General features: G+C 36.2%; 1 protein-coding gene. It reads right to left on the bottom strand.

The features are described from left to right. Positions 1-927 (bottom strand): AAA family ATPase (locus tag PX636_RS16255; RefSeq protein WP_288117834.1); only part of this gene is annotated, 927 nt, incomplete at its 3' end. Positions 928-1,333: the final 406 nt, after the last annotated feature.

The raw sequence follows: 1,333 nt of genomic DNA, 5'->3' as shown, positions 1-1,333 counted from the left end.
TTTATATACATCCTCAATATAAACCGATAATAACTTTCTGGTGCTATCATCAATACTATCTTTAACTTGGAAGTTAGAATCTTCATCTTTTTTCAATAGTCCTGCACTAATTAATTGATTTCTTTCGCTTTCAAGTTGATCAATTTTTTCCCTTAGTTCATCATCGGTCAATGATGCCTTTTTTTGTACAACTCTCGCTGGAAAGGTTCGGTCTAAAGTTTGAGATAGTTGTCCATACTCTGCTAATTTAGTTTGAATATTTTCTGCTAAATCTTCAGAATAGCTGGCCACAGAGTACAATGTCATCGGCATCCTTATAGTTCTGCCATTTTTGGCACTATTGGAAATATCTAATAGACGTTGTGATTCAATAAAACGAACATTAATAGAGTCTCGAATTTTATTTAACCAATCAGAAGATTCTTGCTGGAATTGCTTTGGTAAATATTCTCCAAATCGTTCATAAATATCTTCTAAATCCAGAATTTCTTTTGTGGGGGTATAGAGCCATTTTTCTGATCCAACTCTATCTAAACCGGGTATGACATCAGCTATCATGCCGGTCAGTAAAGGGATTTTTCTCCCGTCTAGTAAATTAGGAGAAAAAGTCAGTTTTTCTTTTTGATCGGAGGAAGTAAAATTAAAATCAATCTCTGGTCTTACATTACTTTTTTTATTCTTACTGGTGGAAGCTTTGACAACATCCACAAAGCTGTTATCGTCAAAAATTATAGTAAATTTTTGAAAAGGAATAGCTCTTATATCTGAATACTTTAAGTTAAAAAAGCCATTGACCAATCGCAGTATTGAGGTTTTACCAAAGCCATTTTTACCATGAATAATAGTTATTCTTTCCTCCATATTGAGATTAATTGTATGGTCAAATATGCCAAAAAGATGCTTAACTGTAATTTGTTTAATTCTCATAATTTCCCGGGAGCAAGCGATTAAACTTAGACGCACTCTACTACTCATAACTTGAGAGGATCGAGGCGTTGAAGCTAGAAATTTTGGCAGACGTTTTCAAAAAACGCCTATAGACACTGTATTATACCAAATCCCTTTTAAATAGTATGATTAACTCCCGATCGAACTTTAACAGCCCACTTCCCATTCTCCTAGCCGCTACTTAGGGTTTGCGGCAAAAAGCTTTTCGGTGGTGGCAGGGTGTGGGGTGTGGGGTGTGGGGTGTGGGGTTTTATCGATTTTCAGGTGGTCAACTACCTAATTTTCAGGGAAAAAGTCCAGGAATTTTCCCCCCGATCCCCGCAATGGCTGGCACTTTTTGAGGGGAAAAAAGTCCAAAAGTCTTATCCAACAAGGTTTTTAGATT

The organism is Microcystis sp. M53598_WE2 (assembly GCF_030067735.1).
In the GTDB taxonomy this organism is placed as follows: domain Bacteria; phylum Cyanobacteriota; class Cyanobacteriia; order Cyanobacteriales; family Microcystaceae; genus Microcystis; species Microcystis aeruginosa.
This window is presented reverse-complemented; position numbering and strand designations above follow the sequence as displayed.